We start from the raw sequence: 21,241 nt of genomic DNA, 5'->3' as shown, positions 1-21,241 counted from the left end.
AGACAACTTTCGCTGAAGTATCAGATACAGTGACAGGAACCTTTACAAACGATCCACAAAACGTGAAATTCGTTTATACAAAAGTTCCTACACCACCAGTAGATCCAACAGAACCAACCAAGCCAACAAAACCAGTTACTAAGACAATTGTGAATACAATCGTTAAGAAAGTATTACCAAAGACTGGTGAAAACAATGCCTTGAACATGGCACTATTAGCTAGTGGAGTAATCTTATTATCAAGTGTAGTTGGTTATACAATCTACAAGAACAAGAAAAAAGTAAACTAATCAAAAAAGCCTTTATTTAATTAAAGGCTTTTTTATTTGCTGAAACAATCAGTTTAGTAACTAGAATAAGTCAATAGTGTGGTAAAATTTTAATAAATAAAATTTTGGAGGCGTCTTTTGACAGAAGATTCGACAAAAAAAGATTTTCATTTATCCGATCAGCAAGTTGAAGTGAGTTTGTTTGGAGTAAACGACAGTAATTTAACGCTTTTGGAAGAAGGATTAAACGTTAACATCAGTGCCTTTGGTAACAAGCTAACAATTAGCGGTACAAATGAAGATGTTGATCAAACTATTTCCATAATTAAAAAGCTTATTAGTATAACTAAAAAAGGCATTAAAATTGGTCAAGCAGACATTGTTAGTGCCATTCAAATGTCACAACAAGAAACTCTGGATTATTTTGAAGATTTATATAAAGAAGAATTAATTCGTGATGCAAAAGGAAAATCAGTCCGAGTTAAGAGTTTTGGACAACGTCAATATGTGAAGTCCATTAAGAAAAATGACATTACTTTTGGAATTGGACCAGCGGGAACTGGAAAAACTTATCTTGCAGTGGTTATGGCAGTCGCTGCTTTGAAAAAAGGACTGGTTCAAAGGTTAATTTTGACTAGGCCAGCGGTTGAAGCAGGAGAGAACTTAGGTTTCTTGCCAGGGGACTTAAAAGAAAAAGTTGATCCTTACTTGAGGCCAATTTATGATGCATTATATGCCATTATGGGAGCTGATCATGTGAGCCGTTTAATGGAACGTGAAGTAATTGAAATTGCACCACTAGCATATATGCGTGGAAGAACCTTAGATGAAGCCTTTGTTATTTTAGATGAGGCGCAAAACACCACACCTGAACAAATGAAAATGTTTTTAACTCGTCTAGGTTTTGGGTCAAAAATGATTGTCAACGGTGATATTTCACAAATTGATTTACCTCATAATGCTAAGAGTGGATTAGTTCAAGCCCAAAACATTTTACAAGATTTACCGCATATTGATTTTGTTAACTTCACTTCGGCGGATGTTGTTCGTCATCCAGTTGTTGCGGAAATTATTGATGCTTATGAAAAAAATAATCGGGAGTAATTATGGAATTAAATCTTTATACCAACGATCAAATTGATCAAGAGCGTGCTGATTGGGTGAAAAAAATAGTTCAATTCACAATTGATGAACTTAATCTAACAAAAGAAATTGAGTTATCCATTCATTTTGTAGATATTGCTGAAATTCATTCAATTAATAAAAAATATCGTGACACCGATCGTCCAACAGACGTAATTAGTTTTGCGATTGAAGATGGTGATGAAACAGTCTTTGAACAATTCGATGACATTATTGAAGAAGACGTTGGTGATTTGTTCATTTGTCTTGAAGTCGTTGCTGACCACGCAAAAGAATATGGTCATTCCTTAGATCGCGAACTAGGATATACAATTGTTCATGGAATTTTGCATTTAAATGGTTATGATCATATTGAAAAAGACGATGAAGAAACAATGATTGGTTTACAAGAAAAAATACTGACAAAATTTGGACTGGAGAAATAAAAATGGCAATGACTGAAGAAGAAAAATTAATGTATGATGAAGCAAAAAAGGCTTTTGATCAAGCATATGTACCTTATTCAAAATTTCATGTTGGTGCAGCAGTTAAAACCAAAGATGGAAAAATCTTCAATGGCTGTAACGTCGAAAATTCATCATATGGATTAACCAACTGTGCTGAACGTACAGCAATGTTCAAGGCTGTTTCTGAGGGATATACAGAGTTTACCAGTATTCTAGTGATTGGTGACACTGTCGGTGGTTGCAAGCCTTGTGGAGCCTGCAGACAAGTAATGACAGAGTTTATTAAGAAAGATGCTCCTGTTTATCTAACTAACACTAAAGGTGAAATTGAAAGATATACGATGGAACAAATCTTGCCTTATTCATTTTCTAAAGAGGACTTGTAATGGAAAACAAAGAATTTCACTCCGGATTTGTGGCCATTGTTGGACGCCCAAATGTCGGAAAATCAACCTTTATGAATCGAGTTTTGCAACAAAGAATTGCTATTACATCTGACAAAGCCCAAACAACTAGAAACAAAATTTCTGGTGTTTTTACTGACGACGATAAGCAAATTGTCTTTTTGGATACGCCCGGAATTCATAAGCCTAAGAATAAGCTTGATGACTACATGGATCAGGCGGCAATTTCTACGTTCAAAGAAGTAGATTTGATTTTGTTCATGACTGAAGCAGGTCAGAAATTAGGACCTGGTGATAAATTTATTTTGGAACAACTTAAAGAAGTTAAAAAACCTACTTTTTTGATTTTAAACAAGATTGATTTAATACATCCAGATGAAATAATGTCACAAATTGAAGAATACTCAATGATTTTAAACTTTGATCAAGTTTTTCCAATTTCAGCTACGATGGGTAATAATGTAGATGAATTGCTAGAAAAAATCGGTCAACAGCTTGAAGTTGGCCCAATGTATTATCCTAAGGACCAAGTTACCGACCATCCAGAGTACTTCATTGTTGCCGAACTTATTCGTGAAAACATACTTCATTCTACACATGATGAAATTCCGCATTCTGTTGCGGTAGTGGTTGAAAGAATGAATCAGCGTGTTAACAACAAGTTACAAGTTGAAGCAACTATTTACTTGGAACGTGACAGTCAAAAAGGAATTGTAATTGGTCAAAAAGGAAGTATGTTAAAGCATATTGGAATTGGTGCTCGTCGGCAAATTGAAGACTTATTGAATGAAAAAATCAATTTGAAACTGTGGGTCAAAGTTAAAAAGAATTGGCGTGATGATCCTAATTTCTTAAATTCGGCGGGATATTCGGTTAAGGATTTTAATTAATGACACTTTTAAAAAATCAAACATTCACTGGCCTCATTATCAAAGTCAGTAGATATAAAGAAAATGATGCTTTGGTTTATATGATAACCAAAGAGTTTTCTCTGAAAACTTTTTATGTACGTGGATTTGGAAAAGCAAATTCGAAGATTACTGGTTCTCTGATGCCATATACATATGGCGAATATCTTGGATCAATTAATGATGATGGCTTCTCTTATGTCACAAGCGCTAACTATGTTTCAGAGTTTAATAATATTTCTTTAGATATCACCAAAAATGCCTATGCTGCATTTATTGTTGACTTATTTTCTCGTGCCTTTGAACAAAGCGAGTCAGTGAGTGACGAGTGGTTTGATTTTTTAATAAAAGCATTATTACTTATAGATGATGGACGAGATCCACAAATCATCAGCAATATTGTGCAAATTAATCTTTTGAAAGTTTTTGGTGTGAATCCGAATTTTAAAAATTGTGTAGTTGGCGGTGAAACAGAAGGAGAGTTTGATTTCTCAATCGTTCTTGGTGGAATTATTTGTAGTCACCATTATTCAAAGGATCCCAATCGGGTACATGCCGGTCAAAGAGTAATTTATTATTTACGACTTTTCTCAGGAATAAAACTTGAAAATATTAAAAAAATTGATGTTAAACAAACGACTAAAAACCAAATCCAGCATATTATTGATTTAATTTATGATGATAATATTGGAATAAGTCTAAAAAGTAAAAAATTTATTAATCAATTGAATGAAATGCTATGAAGATTGCTGATGCAGCAATCTTTATTTTGTTTATTACGCTTATTATTACCTCTGTTTATTTCTTTTTGTCTTTTATTTGTATCTCGACTTTGATATTATTTATATGTATTTATATAAAATATAGAGGATGGATATGAAAATGAGAAAGAAGAGCATAATTTCGGTTATTGCCGTAATGGTATTATCAGTTATTTTGGTAGCATGTGGATCAAAAACTGGTAAAACAACAAGTGAAAAAGATCTTGCAAAACAAGATGCAACAGCTACATTGAACTATTTCTATAAAGGAAAATCAGCTGGTTTTAAGGATGTTTCAGGAAAAGATGCTAGTGAGTTTACAGATGATTTACTTTCATCTTTATACGATAAAAAAATGAAAGAAGCTAAAGATGACGGAATATCAACTAAAGTTGATGAAGTTGATTTAGACTTATCACCAGTTTTGAAAAAATGGGTGAAATTAAGACTTGAAAACATGCGCCAAATTGACAAGTACAAAATTACTAGTGTAAAAACTAAAGGAAAAACAGCAACAATCAAATTTACAATTGATCCATTAGCTGACACCCAAGGTGCTAATAATTTAACCAACTTGAAAGCACATATTCTTCAAGATACAGAATTAGCTCTTATGGCTGGCTCATCAACTGATCCAACAGTTAAGTCAGGAATGTACATAATTAATTTTGAATTGTACAACGAACTTTATGGTGATCATGCTATGAAATACCCACAATATGGTAAAGACAAGACAATTACCATGACAATGACCAAAAAAGGTGATCATTACACAATTACTAAAGATACTATTTATGATTTAATCAAAGATTCTAGTGTTGGTGAATACTCAACTGGTAAGGATAAAAAAGCTAACGACAAAGCAATTGATAGAGTATTAAAAGCTGTTGATTACGATAACGAACAATCAAAAGATGATAAATAGTTAGAAGACGACGTAGTCGTCTTTTTTTGTTTGACACAACAGCTTAAAAACAGTATCATTATCACGTTATTAAAAGCGATCGTGTGGTAGTGAAAGTCACGAATATGTAAATGGTGAATTTTATAAATAAATATCTAAAAGAGCTAATCGAATTCGATTAGAACTAGGGTGGAACCGCGATAGATCGTCCCTGGCAGATTATTTCTGCTTGGGATTTTTTATTTTTTTTGAGAAGGGTGTATTTATGACTGAAAAACTAGATGTTCAAAATATGATTTTGACCTTACAAAAATTTTGGAGTGAAAAAGGTTGTATGCTAATGGAAGCTTACGACACAGAAAAAGGTGCTGGAACTATGAGTCCTTATACTTTTTTACGTGCTATTGGACCAGAGCCTTGGAATGCTGCATACGTAGAACCTTCCAGACGTCCGGCTGATGGACGATATGGTGATAATCCTAACCGTTTGTATCAACATCACCAATTTCAAGTTGTTATGAAGCCTTCACCTAAAGAAGTCCAAGAATACTATTTGGACTCTTTAAGAGCTTTAGGAATTGAACCACTTGAACATGATATTCGTTTTGTTGAAGACAACTGGGAGAATCCTTCTATGGGTTGTGCCGGTGTTGGCTGGGAAGTTTGGCTTGATGGAATGGAAGTTACTCAGTTTACTTACTTCCAACAAGTGGGAGGACTTCAATGTGATCCCGTAACTAGTGAAATTACTTATGGCGTTGAAAGATTAGCATCATATATTCAAGATGTTGATTCGGTCTATGACCTCGATTGGGGTAATGGTGTTAAATATGGCGACATTTTTAAAGAACCAGAATATGAACATTCCAAATATTCATTTGAAGAAAGTAACCAAGAAATGTTATTGAGTTTCTTTGATCAATATGAAAAAGAAGCTAACCGTTTGATGGAAATAGGCCTTGTTCATCCCGCATATGATTACATTTTGAAATGTAGCCACACTTTCAACTTATTAGATGCCAGAGGAGCTGTTTCAGTTACTCAAAGAGCAGGTTATTTATCAAGAATTAGAAAAATGGCTCATAGAGTTGCTCAAGCTTTTGTAGATGAACGCGAAAAACTAGGTTTCCCACTTTTAAAGGAAAATACTAAAGAAGGAGTTGAAAATTAAGATGACAAAAACATTTTTATTGGAACTTGGTCTGGAAGAAATGCCAGCTCATGTTGTAACTCCAAGTATCAATCAATTTGAAAAACGTGTCACTGATTTTTTGACTGAGAACCGCTTAACCTTCGGTGAAGTCAAGAAATTCTCTACACCGAGAAGACTAGCACTTATTATTAATGATTTAAGTGATAAACAAGATGACATTGATGAAACAATGAAGGGACCTGCTAAGCGTATTGCACTTGACTCTGATGGTAATTGGACAAAGGCTGCTATTGGTTTTGCTAAAGGGCAAGGTCAAAACCCTGAGGATATTTTCTTCCAAGAATTAAAGGGTGAAGAATATGCTTATATTCAAAAACACGAAATTGGTCAAACCAGTGAGACTATTCTCCAAGATATTAATCAGCCCCTAGAAGAAATGACTTTTCCTACTAGAATGCACTGGGGCTCACAAAGATTCGAATATATCAGACCAATTCACTGGCTAGTTGCTATGCTTGAAGATAAAGTGATTGACACTCAAATTTTAAATATTAAAGCCAACAATGTTACCAAAGGACATCGATTCTTAGGCCATGATGAGGTAGTAATTAAAGATGTTAATTCATATGTTGAAGCATTGAATAGTGACTTTGTTATTGCTGATGCCAATCGTAGAAAAGCTGTTATTAAGCAGCAAATTGAAGCCATTGCGACTGAAAATGATTGGCTGGTAGATATTGACGAAGACTTATTAGAAGAAGTCAATAATTTGGTTGAATATCCAACGGCGTTCTTTGGTAATTTTGATAAGAAGTATTTAGATATTCCTGATGAAGTTTTAATCACTTCAATGAAAGATAATCAACGTTATTTCTACGCAAGAACTCAAGATAAGAAGCTAGCACCAGTTTTTATTAGTGTTAGAAACGGAAATGATGATTACCTAGAAAATGTGATTAGTGGTAATGAGAAAGTCTTAACCGCTCGTTTGGAAGATGCACAATTCTTTTATGAAGAGGATCAAAAACACTCGATTGATTTCTATATTGATAAATTAAAGAATGTTTCTTTCCATCAAAAAATCGGCTCAATGTATGAAAAGATGCAAAGCACTGGAGTTGTAGCTGAATTATTAGCAAAACACTTAGACTTATCAGCTGAAGAAATGGAAGCGCTCAAGAGAGCTAGTGAAATTTCTAAGTTTGATCTAGTTACCAATATGGTTGATGAATTTCCTGAATTACAAGGAATTATGGGTGAGAAATATGCTCAGTTAATGGGTGAAAACGAACTTGTTTCAAAGGCTATCTCACAACATTACATGCCAACCACAGCTGAAGGTGACCTTCCAGAATCAAATGTTGGTGCTGTTCTTGCGGTTGCGGATAAATTAGATTCAATCATGTCATTTTTTGCTGTTGACATTATTCCAAATGGGTCTAATGATCCTTTCGGACTTCGTCGTCAAGCATATGGTATTGTTCGAATCATGCAAGCTAGAAATTGGGAGATTTCTTTGGATCAACTTCAAGACGAAATTATTTCTAATTCTGAAGTTGGAGCACAATTAACACAGCATAAAGAAGAAGTTACTGATTTTATTATTGAAAGACTTCGTCAATATTTCAAAAATGAGCAAATGGATCACGACATAGTTGAGACCACGTTATTATCATCAACGAAGACACCAACAATCATTGCTGAGATTGCTGAATTGTTAAAAAACAAACGTGAAGAAAAAGGATTTAAAGAGACGATTGAATCACTTTCTAGAATTCATAAAATCACATTGAAAAACCATGTTGAAGCTCCAATTGCTGAGATTGATACTAGTTTATTTGAAAATGATAGTGAGAATAATTTATATGATGCAGTCAAAGAACTTGATACTCATATAAATGAGAAGTCGATTGTTGAAATATTTAATGAGCTTCAATCATTATCTCCAATGATTGATCATTATTTCGAAGACAACATGATTTTAGATAAAAATGAGGCAGTTAGAAGTAATCGCTTAATACTTTTGAATATTATTGATAAAATAAGTTTAATGCTTGGTGATTTAAGTCAATTAGTAATAAAGTAAATTATTAGAGGAGGACGTTATGGCAGTGAGAATTCCTGAAGAATTCATTCAAGAAGTTCGTGACCACACTGACATTGTCGATGTAGTCAGTAATTACGTGCAGCTTAAAAAATCTGGAAAAAACTTATTTGGCTATTGTCCTTTTCATGAAGAAAGAACTGCTTCTTTTTCAGTTGCCGAAGATAAACAAATTTTTCACTGCTTTAGTTGTGGTCGAGGTGGAAATGTCTTTTCATTTATTATGGAAATAGATCATTTAACTTTTCCCGAAGCTGTTTTAAAGGTAGCTGACTTAAGTAGTATTAGTATTCCTGATAATTTAAAAACTAATAATAATAACGACTTAGGAAATAGTACACAGTTTAATGAATTACAAAGTCTTTATGAGCAAGCTCAAACTTTTTATCAACATGTACTATTAAGAACGACAACTGGTGAGACTGCACTGAAGTATCTTCAAGAACGACAACTGAGTGAAGACACTATTGAAACCTATAAAATAGGATTTGCACCCGATGGAAATAATCTGTTGCTATCCTTCTTCAAAGAAAAAAATATTTCCGAAGATTTACTTAGAAAATCTGGACTATTCTCTGAAAACGATACTGGAGAATTATTTGATCGTTTTAGGGGAAGAATAATGTTTCCCATCCGCGATCAGAACGGCAGAGTGATTGCCTTTTCGGGAAGAATATTAGAAAAAAATCCGGATGTTGCCAAGTATTTAAACAGTCCTGAAACCTTATTATTTAATAAGAGTAAAGTTCTATTTAACTATGATTTAACAAAAAGAAATGTCCGAGAACAAAAGCAAGTTGTTTTGTTTGAAGGATTTATGGATGTTATTAGTGCCGCTCAGGCTGGTGTAACTACTGGTGTGGCTTCAATGGGGACAAGTTTAACCGAAGCTCAAATCTATATGATTAATCGAATTACCGGTAAATTACTGATTTGTTACGACGGAGATGATGCGGGACAAGATGCAACTCATCGTTCAATTACGTTGCTTAAAGACAAGAAACTTGATTTAGGTGTTGTTGTTTTACCAGACAAGATGGACCCTGATGAATATATTAAAGCTAAGGGTTCTGAAGCATTTCAAAAAATTGTCTTTCAAGGAAGTCAAACACCGATTGCTTTTGAATTGAATCGCCTGAGTCGAAGCTTTAATTTAAACAATGATCGAGAAAAATTAGAATTTTTGGACCAAGCTTTAAGACAACTTGCTAATATCAATTCAGCAGTTGAAGTGGAACTATATCTAAAAAAACTTTCTGATCAACTATCAATCAGTATGGAATCTCTTCAAAAACAGTTTGCAACGGTTAAAAGAGAAGAAAGAATTAAAAATCCTCCGGCAGACTTTGGCTCAACAAAGACAACCCAAGATTTTGGACAGACTACTGCTGAACCAAAAAAAATAAACCCAAAACTTGAAATTGCACAGCAAAATTTGTTATATTTATCGTTACGTTCTGAAGATGTGTATAATAAGGTGATTAATCGGAAAAATTTTGCATTTATCGATGATAAATATAATAAAATATTAGGGTCATGGGCAGAACTTGCAAATTCCGATTCAACAATTGCTGAATTTATAGATCATCTTTCTGAAGATTTAAAACCAATTGTTAGTCAGTTAGAAATAAAAGAATTTCCAGAAGACTTTACTGATGAGGAAGTGGATGATTACATTGCGGTTATCGAGAATAGTTCGGTAGTTGATGACTACGAACAGGTCAAACAGCAACTAAATGAAGCTGCTGCTAACAAAGATGAAGAAAAAGTCTTAGAATTGACCAATAGATTGATTGAACTGAAGAAGAACTTATTAAATCACAAAGACTCTATGTAGGAGGATTTTTGTATGGCTGAAAAGAAAAAGAGTGTTATTAAATCAAGTAAGGAACTTGAAACAGCAACAAAAAATCTAATCAAAGATTACAAATCAAAAAAAGAAATTAACGAAGATGATCTAGTTGAAAAACTTGTTAAGCCATTCGCTCTTAAAGATGACTCAATTGATGAATTAATTGAACGTTTAGAAGATGAAGGAATTGGTGTCGTTGATGAAAACGGTGAACCAAGTAAACTTAGTCTTCTAAAAGAAAATGAAATTGATAAAACCGAATTAAATAACTTATCAGCACCAACTGGAGTTAAAATTAATGATCCGGTTAGAATGTATTTAAAAGAAATTGGTCGTGTGCCGCTTTTAAATGCTCAAGAAGAGGTTGATTTAGCTCTTAAAATTGAACAAGGTGATGAAGTAGCTAAGCAAAAACTTGCCGAAGCCAACTTGCGTCTGGTTGTTTCAATTGCTAAACGCTATGTAGGACGTGGAATGCAGTTCCTTGACTTAATCCAAGAAGGTAACATGGGATTAATGAAGGCTGTTGAAAAGTTTGATTACCGCAAGGGATTCAAATTCTCAACTTATGCTACATGGTGGATTAGACAAGCTATAACTCGTGCTATTGCTGATCAAGCCAGAACTATTCGTATTCCAGTTCATATGGTTGAAACGATTAATAAACTAATCAGAATCCAACGTCAACTACTTCAAGATCTTGGTCGTGAACCAACACCTGAAGAAATTGGTGCTGAGATGGATTTGCCAACAACCAAAGTCCGTGAAATCTTGAAAATTGCTCAAGAACCAGTTTCACTTGAAACTCCTATCGGTGAAGAGAATGATTCACACCTAGGTGACTTTATCGAAGATATTGATGCAACTAGTCCAGAAGACCACGCATCATACGAACTTCTAAAAGAGCAATTAGAGGATGTTTTAGACACTTTAACTGACCGTGAGGAAAATGTACTTAGATTACGTTTCGGACTCGATGACGGCCGTACAAGAACGTTAGAAGAGGTTGGTAAGGTATTTGGCGTTACTCGTGAAAGAATTCGTCAGATTGAAGCGAAAGCTTTAAGAAAACTTCGTCATCCTTCAAGATCAAAACAATTAAAAGATTTTATGGAATAAAAGGGCCAATTGGCTCTTTTTTTTATGTTATTATTTTTATATCAGAAAAAAAGTAGGTAATGGTTTGACTAAAATTCACTCAAAAAGATTAAAAACAATAGCTAATTTTGTAAAAAAAGATGAGCGCATTGTCGATGTGGGTTCTGATCACGCATATCTACCAATTTATTTAGCTGAACGTGGCATTATTGAATTTGCAATCGCTGGTGAAGTGAGTAAGGGTCCACTTGAAAGATCTTTTGGGAATATCTCTCGTCATCGTTTAAATCAGACAATTGACGCCCGACTTGGTGATGGCTTAGATGTTGTTTTGAAAGAGGATAAAATTGACACTGCAATTATCGCGGGAATGGGTGGAATTTTAATTACTGAGATTCTACAAAGATTCTATCAACGAGATGAATTCACAATTTCAAAATTAATTTTGCAACCTAACATTGGGGAGCCAGCAGTACGTCAATGGTTAAGTGATCATAATTATCAAATTGTTGCTGAAGAAATTCTTGAAGAAGACGGTCATATTTACGAAATTATCTTTGGTGAACTTGTCGAAAGTGTCCCTGAATATCAAAGAGCTGACTTTTTATTAGGCCCTGAGTTAAGAAAAAATAAAAATGATGCTTTTTTAAAAAAATGGTGTCATAAACTCGATAAGTTCAGAAGCACTTATACCAGTGTAAAAAAATCGAAGCATCCGAATAATGAAAAATTGAATGAGTTAATCGAAGATATTCAGATTCTGGAAGGAGTGTTAGGCAAATGACTAAGGTTCAAGAAATAGTTGATGAAATTGAAAAGTTTGCACCATTAGATTTAAGAATCGACGACGATCCAACTGGATTTCAATTAGGAAATCGCCATCAAGAAGTCAAGAAAGTTATGACGACTCTGGATGTCCGTCCCAATGTAGTTGCCGAAGCCATTGAAAATAATGTTGATTTAATTATTGCTCATCATCCCGTTATCTTCAGGCCAATTAAGAATCTTAATGTGGATGATCCACAAAACAAAATGTATTATGATTTAATTCAAAACAACATCACTGTCTATGCTGCTCATACTAACTTAGATAGAGTTAACGGAGGGATGAATGATTGGCTAGCTAATGCTCTGGCATTAAAAAACATTATTCATCCTCAAGAATTATCACTTGGTGTGATTGGTGAAGTAGACTCAACAACGTTAGATGAATTTTCGAAAAAAGTTAAAAATGTGTTTTCTCTTCCTGGCCTACGATTTATTCGCCCATATCAGGAACGTCCTGTTCATAAAGTTGCTATAATCGGTGGAGATGGTGGATCTTTTTATCCGGAAATTCTGCAGTGTGATGTTGATACTTTCATTACTGGTGATATTTATTATCATACTGCCCATGATTTTCAAGCACTTAATCTCAATGCAATTGACCCCGGTCATCATATCGAAGCAATTTTTATTCAAAAAATGGCTGAGCAATTGGATAGTTGGTCCGAGAAAAATGATTGGAAGATTGATATAATTCAATCAACAGCAAATACTGAACCATACACTTTTAACTAATGGGAGATTATTATGACAAAATATGACACATTATTACCAAGATTTTTGAAATATGTAAAGACAAATACAAGATCTGATGCGAATTCAACCAGTATTCCATCAACTGATCGCCAAATTAAGTTTTTAGAAATACTTAAACAAGAAATTGAATTAATTGGCTTATCAGAAGTTAAGATTAATCCCAATAACTATTACTTAACTGCTAAAATTCCTTCAAACATTGATAAAGATGTGCCAACAATTGGCTTCATCTCACATGTTGATACAGCAGATTTCAATTCAGAAAACGTTAACCCACAAGTCATTGAAAATTATGACGGAAAGAGTGTTATTAAACTTGACTCAGAAGGGAAATATACCCTTGATCCTCAAGAATTTGACACTCTAGAAAAATATGCTGGAAATACTTTAATAACTACCGATGGAACTACCTTATTGGGTGCTGATGATAAAGCTGGTGTCGCAGAAATCATGACCTTTGCGGAAAACTTAATTAATCATCCAGAAATTAAACATGGTGATATCAAAATTGCTTTTGGACCTGATGAAGAAATTGGGACTGGTGCTGATCACTTCGATGTTGATGACTTCAATACTAAGTATGCGTACACCGTTGATGGCGGAGCATTAGGTGGTTTAGAATTTGAGACTTTTAATGCTGCTTCATTAAAAGTTGAAATAACTGGTAAAAATGTCCACCCAGGCACTGCTAAAGGAATTATGATTAACTCATTACAACTAGGGATCGATTTTCAAAATCAATTACCACAAAAAGAAGTACCTGAATTAACTTCGGGTAAAGAAGGATTTTTCCATCTACTAAGTTTCGAAGGAACTGTTGATAGCTCAAAAATGGAATACATTATTCGTGACTTCACCAGAGAAGGATTGGAAAGTCGCAAAAAGTTAGCTCAGGAAATAGCCGATAAGATAAATGAGCGTTATCCTGATGCCATCAAAGTTATCCTAAAAGACGAATACTACAACATGTTTGAAGTAATTCAAAAAGACATGAATGTAGTTACTTTGGCAGAAAATGCTATGAAGGAATTGGAAATTGAAATCAAGGAAGAACCAATTCGTGGTGGTACGGATGGTTCGAAGATTTCATTCTTAGGAATTCCAACACCTAATCTTTTTGCAGGTGGTGAAAATATGCACGGTCGTTTCGAATATGTATCACTTCAAACAATGGAATCGGCTGTTGATGTTTTAATAAAAATGGTTGAAATTAACGCAAAGTAAAGGGGAGAAAAGATGCCAATAGTTCATATTGATTTAGTAGAAGGTAGAAGTGACGACCAACTAAAGAAAATGGTTCAAGATGTCACTAATGCAATTAGTCAAGACGTGGATGTTCCTAAAGAGCGAATCCATATCATTATCAACGAAATGAAAAAGAATAATTATTCCGTTGGTGGAATATTAAAAAGTGAAGAATAAAAAAAGCATCCCATAACGGGGTGCTTTTTTTATCTATGCATTCGAATGAAATCTAATATTCTTTTTTCTTCATCAGGTGTAGCAAGGCTGCTATTATTCTTTAATGTGTGCAATCTTTCAACTGATAAATGTATTTCAAAAGCTAATTGAGTATCATTTGAATTTGTTTTCTTTTGGTATTCAATAATTTCATGTGATAAATCCATAATATCAGCTCCTTTATTCTATCTTAACATACTGTAATCAACTAAAATGTTTTTAAGGCATTAAGTGGCCAGTATCTTAATTTAACAACACCAATCAAACTGTCTTTTTTAATGAATCCAATCATTCGACTGTCCTTAGAGACATTTCGATGATCTCCCATTACGAAGTAGTAACCCTTGGGAACTTTCCCAGTTTTCTTAACTTCGGTTAAGAGTTCTTGATCATCGCGATAAATTGAAGAGTAGTAGGACCCATCGGCAAGTGTTTTTAGAGAAAAGTTATTTGTATAAGTGTAACCTTGCTTATGCCGGGCGTCTTTATATTTATTATTTAAATATGGTTCAGCGACTTTTTTTCCATTCACATACAAAACATCATTGATTGATTGAACAGTATCACCAGGCAATCCAATTACTCGCTTAATGTATTGGGCATTTTTTTGATCAGGAGCGTTGAAAATGACAATATCATTTCGAGTGGCACTTTTTTGACGAGTTGCAATTATTCGATCTTTGTTTTCAAAAGTTGGTTGCATTGATGGTCCTAAGACTTGGTCGTTAGCAATTAAAAAGGTTTTTATTCCCCAGACGGCGACTAGTGCAACTAATACACCAATAATTGTGGTAACCCAAAAATGAAGTGGGGTTTCTTCTTTCTTTTCTTTTCGAGCTTTTTTTTCGTTGGACATGACGTGACTCCTATAAATTAATATTTCTAATTATAACATTTAAAGAAATTATGCGTATAATATTACTATCAAAACATAAAGGAAATTTATATGATTAATTTTGATCAATATTTAACTGATCTTTTAGAACTGGCAAAACCTTTTTCAAAATCTTCAATCGTTAGTTCTAGAATCAACTTAATTACCAACTTCGATCAGCAGTTGAAAAAGCAAAAAATTCCTACACAAAACTTAACAAAACTGGTTTTTTCTGAATCAGAGATAATTTCTTTAGCGGAAATAAACTTTGATCTTAAAAGAATTGAAGATTTAGATTATTATTTAAGCTATTTTCGCCAATACTTACAGGAAAAATATGGATATTGGGCGACTATTACGGAACCATTCTTAAAATCGCTAACTCAAAATTTTTCGTTTGAAACTTCTTTAGAACTGATGGCTGGCAATGGCTATATTTCCAAATATTTACATGACCAAGGTATCACGGCTTATGCAACTGATTCAATGGCTTGGTCCAAAGAAAGTGAAACTGGAAAAAAAGAGTTAATACCAATTGAAAAACTAGATGCACTTGCTGCATTTGAGAAGTACTATGACAAGGTTGACGTAATTTTTCTCGCGTGGAGCCCAGACTTTGATGAAATAGATTATCAAATTTTAGAAAAGTATCGTAAAATAAAACAATCGAAACCAAAGTTTTTTATTATTGGTGAGCAAAATGGAGCAACCAATAGTAAGAAATTTTGGAATTCAGTAAATATCATTGATTCATTATGTGTCTCTGAAGTAAATAAAAACTATTCTAATTATGATATTATTGAGGATCAGTTATATTTGATTGACTAGGAGAAGATTTTGAAAAGAAAAATCACACTAACATTTTTTATCGCACTTTTGTTAATCTGTGCGGGAGTATTTTTTTCTAAGCATGATACAGTTAAATATAAGAGTGTTTTGAATCGTAATGGAGTATCTGAAGAAGCAATCATTCTTAAGACTTCGTCTAAGGACACCCTAATTGATGGATTAAATCAGCTTGCTAAACACCCAGAGCTGAGTTTTAGATTGCATTTTATTAGTAAAAAGAATCCCAATTTCTCTTATTTCTATAGTCAAAATGAAAACCTCAAATTACCAATTACTTCGGGAAGAAACTTCTCACAAATGGACTTTCAAGGAGTAACTCCCTTTGTAATTGCTGGAAATAACGTGAAGAATATCTATAAACCACAAGAACAGGCCTATTATCAATTGAATGGCAGCTATTTGCCGGTTATTGGAACCCTAGAGGCAGATGCCAACAGCAAGATAAACAACCATATCTTTGTCTCAATTTCTCCTAATTTTCCAACAACTGCTTACAAAGAAAAAATAAAAGATTATAAAATAATTTTAGATGGCGTGTATCAAAACAAACGAGCATTAACTAGAACTGTTAAAACAGCTTTTAGTTCCAAAAAGACTGTTAGTTCAGCCAATAAAATCAATAACGTTAAACAAAAACTCATTGAAAAAAATAGTGTCTTATTCTTACTTTTACTACTTGTCACGGTAATTATTGCTATTTTGAACTTCAATCTGCTTGTTCCAATGAAATATTTAATTAATCACTCAGAACTAGAAGGAGACTTAAGAAAAGATTTTCAAGTAGGAATTGTTTTTCAATACATTCTTTATAATTTAATCTCTTTCGGGGCTTCATATGCCTTCATTCGTCGCTTTATTGTCATTATTAATCTGGGGCAGTTCTCGGCATTTTTCGCAATTAACATTGCTATTTCAATTGGACTTGCAGGATATATCTTCTTTGCCAAAAAAAGGAGAACAGTTAAACAATGACCTTAAATTTACCAACTGACTTTCAGAACAAATATCAAGAACTACTTGGTGACAGATACGAAACATTTCAGGAAGCTCTGAATCAAAGTGCTGTCGAAGGTTTTCGCCTAAATCCTTTGAAAGAAAACTTTCAAGATGTGAAAAATGATTTATCTCAAAAAATTGAATACAGTGACTTTAGCTATTTTGGAAAAATTAACGGTAATAGTCTCGAACATCTAAGCGGTTATTTATATAGTCAAGATCCAAGTGCAATGTATGTTGGTGAGGTGTTGAATCCACAACCAGGAGAACGAGTTCTTGATCTTTGTGCTGCACCAGGAAGCAAGACAACGTATTTAGCCTCTAAAATGCAAAATAAGGGACTTTTAGTGGCAAATGAGATAAATACTAGTCGAGCTAAGATTCTTTCTTATAACGTCGAAAGAATGGGAATTACAAATACAGTAGTTTTAAACAATCGCCCTGATCAGTTGCTCAAAGATTTTAGTGGCTATTTTGACAAAATTGTCGTTGATGCTCCTTGTTCTGGAGAGGGATTATTTAGAAAAGATCCTGACGCAATAGATTATTGGTCGTTAGATTATGTCGAACAATGCGCAAATCGCCAAAGAGAAATTCTTAAGACTGCTTTTGAATTATTGAAACCGGGTGGAACGATAGTTTATTCAACTTGTACTTTTGCTCCTGAAGAAGATGAAAAAAACGCCATGTGGTTTGCAGATAACTTCGACTTGAGGATTCAAGATATAAAAAAGTATTTTGGAATGGAAGGCGGCAGACCTGATTGGTGTGACAATGATCAACGTGCTACTAAATTCCTAAGAATGTTTCCTGATCAATTTGCCGGAGAAGGGCATTTTATTAGTAAATTCGTAAAATCTGGAGAACTCAAAAATTCACAAGAATCTACTGCAGTAACTTCTAAAGATGATATTCAACTGTTCAATGATTTTTCAAGAGATAATTTGAAGACTAGTTTTTCAAATTTAAAAAGAAATAACGATCATTTAGAAGCAACGGTTATAGCGACAAGTCAGATTGACAAAAAAGTAAAAATTTTGAGAAATGGTCTTAGATTAGGAACTTTTAAGAAGAATCGGTTTGAGCCCGATCATGCGCTAATTTTGGCAATACGAAAAAATGACTTAACAACCGTGATTGAGCTAACCGAAGAGCAATACAAGAAGTATCTACACGGTGAAACGGTAATTGTCAAAACCGACGCTAAAAACTCGTGGATTGGAGTTTCATATCAATCCAAACTCTTTTCTTGGGGTAAGTTAGTCAATCAAACCATTAAAAACTTTTATCCGAAAGGATTAAGACAATAAAAAAGTTGGAATTAATATTCCAACTTTTTTCTTTGTTCTAAATAATTCTCTAGTTCACTGCTCAAAACTATTGGTTGTTCACGTAATTCTTTAATATTTCTAGCACCAATTGCACAAGAAGCAATTTTGATGTTGTTTAACCATTTTTTCATATAGGTAAGAGCTTGTTCGTGATCACCTTGATAAACTTGATGCAAAATAAAACCTGAAATTCCAACGTAACTCGCACCTAATCGCAGTGCTTTTAAAACGTCAAGTGGAGTTCTAATTCCTCCAGAAGCGAATATGGTTACTTCTGAATTAATTAACTGACTTTCGAGTAATGATTCTGCAGTAGAAATTTTCAATTCATCAAGAAAATCGGTATCAACTTCATGGTTTCTAGCATTTTCAATTTGAACGAAGTCAGTTCCACCAGCACCTGAAATATCAATGTACTTCACACCGATTTTAGTAAGTTTTGCAATTGTTTCTTGGCTCATGCCAAAGCCAACTTCTTTAACAATAACAGGGACTGATACCTGATTAACGATGTTTTTAATATTTTCTAACCAATAAAAATCACGATCACCTTCAGCCATTGCTAATTCTTGAGTAACATTTAAATGGATTTGCAATGCATCGGCGGCAATCATTTCAATAATTTTTTGAGCTTGTTGAGGGGTGTATTTAGCAGAAATATTCGCAATCACAATTCCATCAGGATTAGTTTCTCTCACAATGGTATAGCTATCTTTAACTTCAGGATATTTTAAGGCAGCACTCATTGAACCAACAGCCATTGGGAGATGCAAATCACGAGCTAGTTTTGCTAGACGTTCATTGATTTTCTTCGATTGTTCAGAGCCACCAGTCATAGCATTGATATAAATGGGGTAGTCTATCGTCTTATCAAAGAAAGTAGTTTGATAGTTCACCTCAGATAGCGAAATTTCAGGAAGTGAATTATTAATAAAACGGATTTGTTCTAATCCATTTTTAGCTTCATCAGAATAGAATTTTTCTGCTAGAAAAAGGTGCTCATTTTTTCTTTGCAGTTGTTCAGGTTGTTTGGGCATATTAACTCCAATCAGTTATCTTCAGATCTAACAAGGTAATATTATTGGTTTTCCATTCATTTGTTATTTGTTGAATTTTTGAATCATCATTTTCAACGATTGCAATTCCACAATCACCACCGCCGGCACCAGAAATCTTAGCAGCTGCTCCGTACTTGATGGCAATATCACATAATTGAGTTAGAGTAGGAGTCTCAATAGTTACATTGGTAAAAGTTGACAATTCATTTAATAAACGGCGGTTATTAATGACTTCATCTTGAATTACTTTTAGATTATTATTAATAAATCCTTGTTTCATATGATTAATGCATTGCTTACTTTCAGTTAAGAAATTGCTATATAGTTCTTTTTGCTGTGATTTTGAATAGGCAATCTGTTCTACCAAAATTGAAGTAGAAGCAGGGCTACCAGTCCAGCCAATTAGTAGGCGAGAAGTTGTTGGTAGATTAAGTTTTTCAATCACTAAATTAGGCCAAGGCTCATGAATAATTTTGTTTAGTTCTTCACTATGAAGTGCTTCGAGAATCCAGTTTTTATCTGGGGAAATGTAATAAATAATTCCGCCGTATGTACTTGAAGCGATATCACCAAGTGAGCCATTTCCTTGAACCTTGAGATGGGCTATAGCTGAAATTTTGAAAATAATACTATTATCAACCTCTAGTCCATAATACTTGCAAAGTGCACGAACTGTAGCGACTGTAACGGCTGCAGATGAACCAAGGCCGTATTTTTTACCTTCGTCAGAATCAAGTTCACTTTCTACATCGATGTCATAGAAATTTAATTCTTTACCTAATTGTTTAGCATAGGTTTCAACACAATTAATTGCTGAAATAATGAACTCTAATTGACTATCACGTACATCAATTTGAAATTTGTCGTTTTCACGAGTCCAGTGAATTAATGTATCAGTGAAACGATTAGAATTAAGAGTTCCTTCGTTTTTTGTTTGAGTGAGACTTACTGTTACAAATTTATTTAAGGAAGCAATAATAGCAGGGTAGCCTTTTTCAACGACGGCATATTCACCGGCTAAATAAAGTTTTCCTGAAGCTTTAGCAGTTATCAAAATATAAAACCTTCCATGCGATTATTTAAAAGTAATACTTGGTCCTGGTTGAGTAATAATAACTTTTATTACCTCATCAAGATTATCGGAAATTTTTTGTTTGATTAGTGGAGCATCTTTTTTTGAACAGATGATTTTAACATTTGGTCCAGCATCAATTGTGTAATAAGCAAGAATTCCTTTTTTTCGTAATTCTTGAACATAATTTATAATTTTGATTGTTGCCGGTTCAAAGTAGGTAAAAGGTGGGTTAGCACTAAGCGTCAGTGCGTGCATTTCCATTGCATTATGTTCAGCAATTTCACCAATTTTTGATAAATCATTGACTGCAATTGCTTGCTTGATATCGGTGAGATCTTGCTTAACGATATCGGGCCATAATTTATAAAATGGGGAAGTTTGCTTAGTTAAAATCATACCACTTGTTGAAGAAATACTTTTTTTATCACTATTTATAATAACAGAAACAACACTAATATCACTTTCACTGGCGGTTGAGAGTTGTTCAGAATAAGAACTTTGGTTGTCTGTTCCGGCATGCCACTGGACAAAACCGCCAAAGATTGAACGACTAGCCGATCCTGAACCTACACGAGCAAGGCGACTAAGTTCCGTCAAGTCCGTATCTAATTTAACCGCTTTGCTTAGAGCACCACTCAATGCGGCAAAAGCTGAGGCAGAAGAGGCAAGTCCAGCCGAGTTAGGAACATGGTTTTGGGATTCAATTTTAAAATGTTCATTAATTCCGTATTGTTTTCGAAAATAGTCTAGAAATTTGAAAACTCTTTGTGATTTTTCTGGAGTTTGAAGCTGATTATCTAAAATAAAAATATCTTCTTTTTCAGAGTTAACAATAGCAGTGGTTTGAGTGAAAAACTCATCTAATGTTAATGAGAGACTATCGGTATATGGTAGACGTAATTCTTCATTTGCTTTACCCCAATATTTGATTAATGCAATATTGGTATGAGCAATTGCAGTAGCTTGATTCATAT

23 protein-coding genes are annotated in these 21,241 nt (G+C 33.9%); 18 read left to right on the top strand and 5 right to left on the bottom strand.

Annotation, left to right across the window (positions count from 1 at the left end):
- The 15 genes from Q2T76_RS05250 to Q2T76_RS05180 form a co-directional block, all read left to right on the top strand.
- On the top strand, positions 1-290 hold a 290-nt coding region (locus Q2T76_RS05250; RefSeq protein ID WP_302084479.1), incomplete at its 5' end, for an LPXTG cell wall anchor domain-containing protein.
- Positions 291-407: 117 nt separating this feature from the next.
- Positions 408-1,373, top strand: coding sequence for a PhoH family protein (locus Q2T76_RS05245; RefSeq protein WP_302084478.1), 966 nt, complete (start codon positions 408-410; stop codon positions 1,371-1,373).
- Positions 1,374-1,375: 2 nt separating this feature from the next.
- The gene (ybeY, locus tag Q2T76_RS05240; RefSeq protein WP_302084477.1) at positions 1,376-1,837 is read left to right on the top strand and encodes an rRNA maturation RNase YbeY; all 462 of its coding nucleotides are present in this window, start codon (positions 1,376-1,378) and stop codon (positions 1,835-1,837) included.
- 8 nt (positions 1,838-1,845) lie between these two features.
- Positions 1,846-2,244: a cytidine deaminase gene (gene cdd, locus Q2T76_RS05235; protein WP_367881612.1), complete on the top strand. Its 399-nt coding sequence runs from the start codon at positions 1,846-1,848 to the stop codon at positions 2,242-2,244.
- Complete coding sequence (gene era, locus Q2T76_RS05230; protein WP_302084475.1) at positions 2,244-3,152, top strand: GTPase Era; 909 nt, start codon at positions 2,244-2,246, stop codon at positions 3,150-3,152. Before cdd ends, era begins: the two co-directional genes overlap by 1 nt.
- Positions 3,152-3,913: a DNA repair protein RecO gene (recO, locus tag Q2T76_RS05225; protein WP_302084474.1), complete on the top strand. Its 762-nt coding sequence runs from the start codon at positions 3,152-3,154 to the stop codon at positions 3,911-3,913. The genes era and recO overlap by 1 nt, the downstream gene beginning before the upstream one ends.
- A gap of 133 nt (positions 3,914-4,046) precedes the next feature.
- Complete coding sequence (locus Q2T76_RS05220) at positions 4,047-4,856, top strand: hypothetical protein (protein ID WP_302084473.1); 810 nt, start codon at positions 4,047-4,049, stop codon at positions 4,854-4,856.
- A 244-nt stretch (positions 4,857-5,100) separates the two neighbouring features.
- Entirely contained in the window at positions 5,101-6,006 is a 906-nt protein-coding gene (glyQ, locus tag Q2T76_RS05215) for a glycine--tRNA ligase subunit alpha (protein WP_302084472.1), read from the top strand.
- A gap of 1 nt (position 6,007) precedes the next feature.
- Entirely contained in the window at positions 6,008-8,074 is a 2,067-nt protein-coding gene (gene glyS / locus Q2T76_RS05210; protein WP_302084471.1) for a glycine--tRNA ligase subunit beta, read from the top strand.
- A 19-nt stretch (positions 8,075-8,093) separates the two neighbouring features.
- Complete coding sequence (gene dnaG, locus Q2T76_RS05205; protein WP_302084470.1) at positions 8,094-9,929, top strand: DNA primase; 1,836 nt, start codon at positions 8,094-8,096, stop codon at positions 9,927-9,929.
- Positions 9,930-9,941: 12 nt separating this feature from the next.
- Positions 9,942-11,063, top strand: a complete 1,122-nt coding sequence (rpoD, locus tag Q2T76_RS05200; protein ID WP_302084469.1) for an RNA polymerase sigma factor RpoD — start codon at positions 9,942-9,944, stop codon at positions 11,061-11,063.
- Between the two features lie 64 nt (positions 11,064-11,127).
- Positions 11,128-11,826, top strand: a complete 699-nt coding sequence (locus Q2T76_RS05195) for a tRNA (adenine(22)-N(1))-methyltransferase TrmK (RefSeq protein WP_302084468.1) — start codon at positions 11,128-11,130, stop codon at positions 11,824-11,826.
- Entirely contained in the window at positions 11,823-12,602 is a 780-nt protein-coding gene (locus tag Q2T76_RS05190) for a Nif3-like dinuclear metal center hexameric protein (RefSeq protein ID WP_302084467.1), read from the top strand. The genes Q2T76_RS05195 and Q2T76_RS05190 overlap by 4 nt, the downstream gene beginning before the upstream one ends.
- A 12-nt stretch (positions 12,603-12,614) precedes the next feature.
- Positions 12,615-13,847 carry a peptidase T gene (pepT, locus tag Q2T76_RS05185; protein ID WP_302084466.1) on the top strand — a complete coding sequence of 411 codons (1,233 nt, stop codon included), beginning with the start codon at positions 12,615-12,617 and terminating at the stop codon, positions 13,845-13,847.
- A gap of 12 nt (positions 13,848-13,859) precedes the next feature.
- A complete protein-coding gene (locus Q2T76_RS05180; RefSeq protein ID WP_302084465.1) occupies positions 13,860-14,045 on the top strand; it encodes a 2-hydroxymuconate tautomerase in 186 nt (61 codons plus the stop codon).
- Between the two features lie 29 nt (positions 14,046-14,074).
- Here Q2T76_RS05180 and Q2T76_RS05175 read toward each other — a convergent pair whose 3' ends face one another.
- Positions 14,075-14,251: an LBP_cg2779 family protein gene (locus Q2T76_RS05175; RefSeq protein ID WP_302084464.1), complete on the bottom strand. Its 177-nt coding sequence runs from the start codon at positions 14,249-14,251 to the stop codon at positions 14,075-14,077.
- A 41-nt stretch (positions 14,252-14,292) separates the two neighbouring features.
- Positions 14,293-14,940: a signal peptidase I gene (lepB, locus tag Q2T76_RS05170; RefSeq protein WP_302084463.1), complete on the bottom strand. Its 648-nt coding sequence runs from the start codon at positions 14,938-14,940 to the stop codon at positions 14,293-14,295.
- A gap of 90 nt (positions 14,941-15,030) precedes the next feature.
- Between lepB and Q2T76_RS05165 the strand changes: the two genes are divergently transcribed.
- Genes Q2T76_RS05165 through Q2T76_RS05155 form a run of 3 tightly spaced genes read left to right on the top strand, consistent with a single transcriptional unit; the run spans position 15,031 to position 18,113 of the window.
- Positions 15,031-15,786, top strand: a complete 756-nt coding sequence (locus tag Q2T76_RS05165; protein WP_302084462.1) for a hypothetical protein — start codon at positions 15,031-15,033, stop codon at positions 15,784-15,786.
- Between the two features lie 9 nt (positions 15,787-15,795).
- Positions 15,796-16,779, top strand: a complete 984-nt coding sequence (locus Q2T76_RS05160; RefSeq protein WP_302084461.1) for a hypothetical protein — start codon at positions 15,796-15,798, stop codon at positions 16,777-16,779.
- Positions 16,776-18,113 carry an RsmB/NOP family class I SAM-dependent RNA methyltransferase gene (locus Q2T76_RS05155; RefSeq protein WP_302084460.1) on the top strand — a complete coding sequence of 446 codons (1,338 nt, stop codon included), beginning with the start codon at positions 16,776-16,778 and terminating at the stop codon, positions 18,111-18,113. Before Q2T76_RS05160 ends, Q2T76_RS05155 begins: the two co-directional genes overlap by 4 nt.
- 11 nt (positions 18,114-18,124) lie before the next feature.
- On the opposite strand, the gene fni is transcribed toward Q2T76_RS05155, so the two are convergent.
- From fni to mvaD, 3 genes are read right to left on the bottom strand one after another with little or no spacing between them, the layout of a single operon-like run.
- Positions 18,125-19,171, bottom strand: coding sequence for a type 2 isopentenyl-diphosphate Delta-isomerase (gene fni / locus Q2T76_RS05150; RefSeq protein WP_302084459.1), 1,047 nt, complete (start codon positions 19,169-19,171; stop codon positions 18,125-18,127).
- Between the two features lies 1 nt (position 19,172).
- Positions 19,173-20,246 (bottom strand): phosphomevalonate kinase, encoded by a 1,074-nt coding sequence (locus tag Q2T76_RS05145; protein WP_302084458.1) that lies wholly within the window; start codon positions 20,244-20,246, stop codon positions 19,173-19,175.
- Positions 20,247-20,267: 21 nt separating this feature from the next.
- The gene (gene mvaD / locus Q2T76_RS05140) at positions 20,268-21,239 is read right to left on the bottom strand and encodes a diphosphomevalonate decarboxylase (protein WP_302084457.1); all 972 of its coding nucleotides are present in this window, start codon (positions 21,237-21,239) and stop codon (positions 20,268-20,270) included.
- Positions 21,240-21,241: the final 2 nt, after the last annotated feature.

The organism is Lactobacillus sp. YT155 (assembly GCF_030504545.1).
Classification (GTDB): Bacteria; Bacillota; Bacilli; order Lactobacillales; family Lactobacillaceae; genus BQUT01.
This window is presented reverse-complemented; position numbering and strand designations above follow the sequence as displayed.

Bases quoted from the DNA above. Each gene is read 5' to 3' on its own strand.
- ybeY (WP_302084477.1), top strand. From the start codon at position 1,376: ATGGAATTAAATCTTTATACCAACGATCAAATTGATCAAGAGCGTGCT.
- cdd (WP_367881612.1), top strand. From the start codon at position 1,846: ATGACTGAAGAAGAAAAATTAATGTATGATGAAGCAAAAAAGGCTTTT.
- era (WP_302084475.1), top strand. From the start codon at position 2,244: ATGGAAAACAAAGAATTTCACTCCGGATTTGTGGCCATTGTTGGACGC.
- recO (WP_302084474.1), top strand. From the start codon at position 3,152: ATGACACTTTTAAAAAATCAAACATTCACTGGCCTCATTATCAAAGTC.
- Q2T76_RS05220 (WP_302084473.1), top strand. From the start codon at position 4,047: ATGAAAATGAGAAAGAAGAGCATAATTTCGGTTATTGCCGTAATGGTA.
- glyQ (WP_302084472.1), top strand. From the start codon at position 5,101: ATGACTGAAAAACTAGATGTTCAAAATATGATTTTGACCTTACAAAAA.
- glyS (WP_302084471.1), top strand. From the start codon at position 6,008: ATGACAAAAACATTTTTATTGGAACTTGGTCTGGAAGAAATGCCAGCT.
- dnaG (WP_302084470.1), top strand. From the start codon at position 8,094: ATGGCAGTGAGAATTCCTGAAGAATTCATTCAAGAAGTTCGTGACCAC.
- rpoD (WP_302084469.1), top strand. From the start codon at position 9,942: ATGGCTGAAAAGAAAAAGAGTGTTATTAAATCAAGTAAGGAACTTGAA.
- Q2T76_RS05190 (WP_302084467.1), top strand. From the start codon at position 11,823: ATGACTAAGGTTCAAGAAATAGTTGATGAAATTGAAAAGTTTGCACCA.
- pepT (WP_302084466.1), top strand. From the start codon at position 12,615: ATGACAAAATATGACACATTATTACCAAGATTTTTGAAATATGTAAAG.
- Q2T76_RS05180 (WP_302084465.1), top strand. From the start codon at position 13,860: ATGCCAATAGTTCATATTGATTTAGTAGAAGGTAGAAGTGACGACCAA.
- Q2T76_RS05175 (WP_302084464.1), bottom strand. From the start codon at position 14,251: ATGGATTTATCACATGAAATTATTGAATACCAAAAGAAAACAAATTCA.
- lepB (WP_302084463.1), bottom strand. From the start codon at position 14,940: ATGTCCAACGAAAAAAAAGCTCGAAAAGAAAAGAAAGAAGAAACCCCA.
- Q2T76_RS05165 (WP_302084462.1), top strand. From the start codon at position 15,031: ATGATTAATTTTGATCAATATTTAACTGATCTTTTAGAACTGGCAAAA.
- Q2T76_RS05155 (WP_302084460.1), top strand. From the start codon at position 16,776: ATGACCTTAAATTTACCAACTGACTTTCAGAACAAATATCAAGAACTA.
- fni (WP_302084459.1), bottom strand. From the start codon at position 19,171: ATGCCCAAACAACCTGAACAACTGCAAAGAAAAAATGAGCACCTTTTT.
- mvaD (WP_302084457.1), bottom strand. From the start codon at position 21,239: ATGAATCAAGCTACTGCAATTGCTCATACCAATATTGCATTAATCAAA.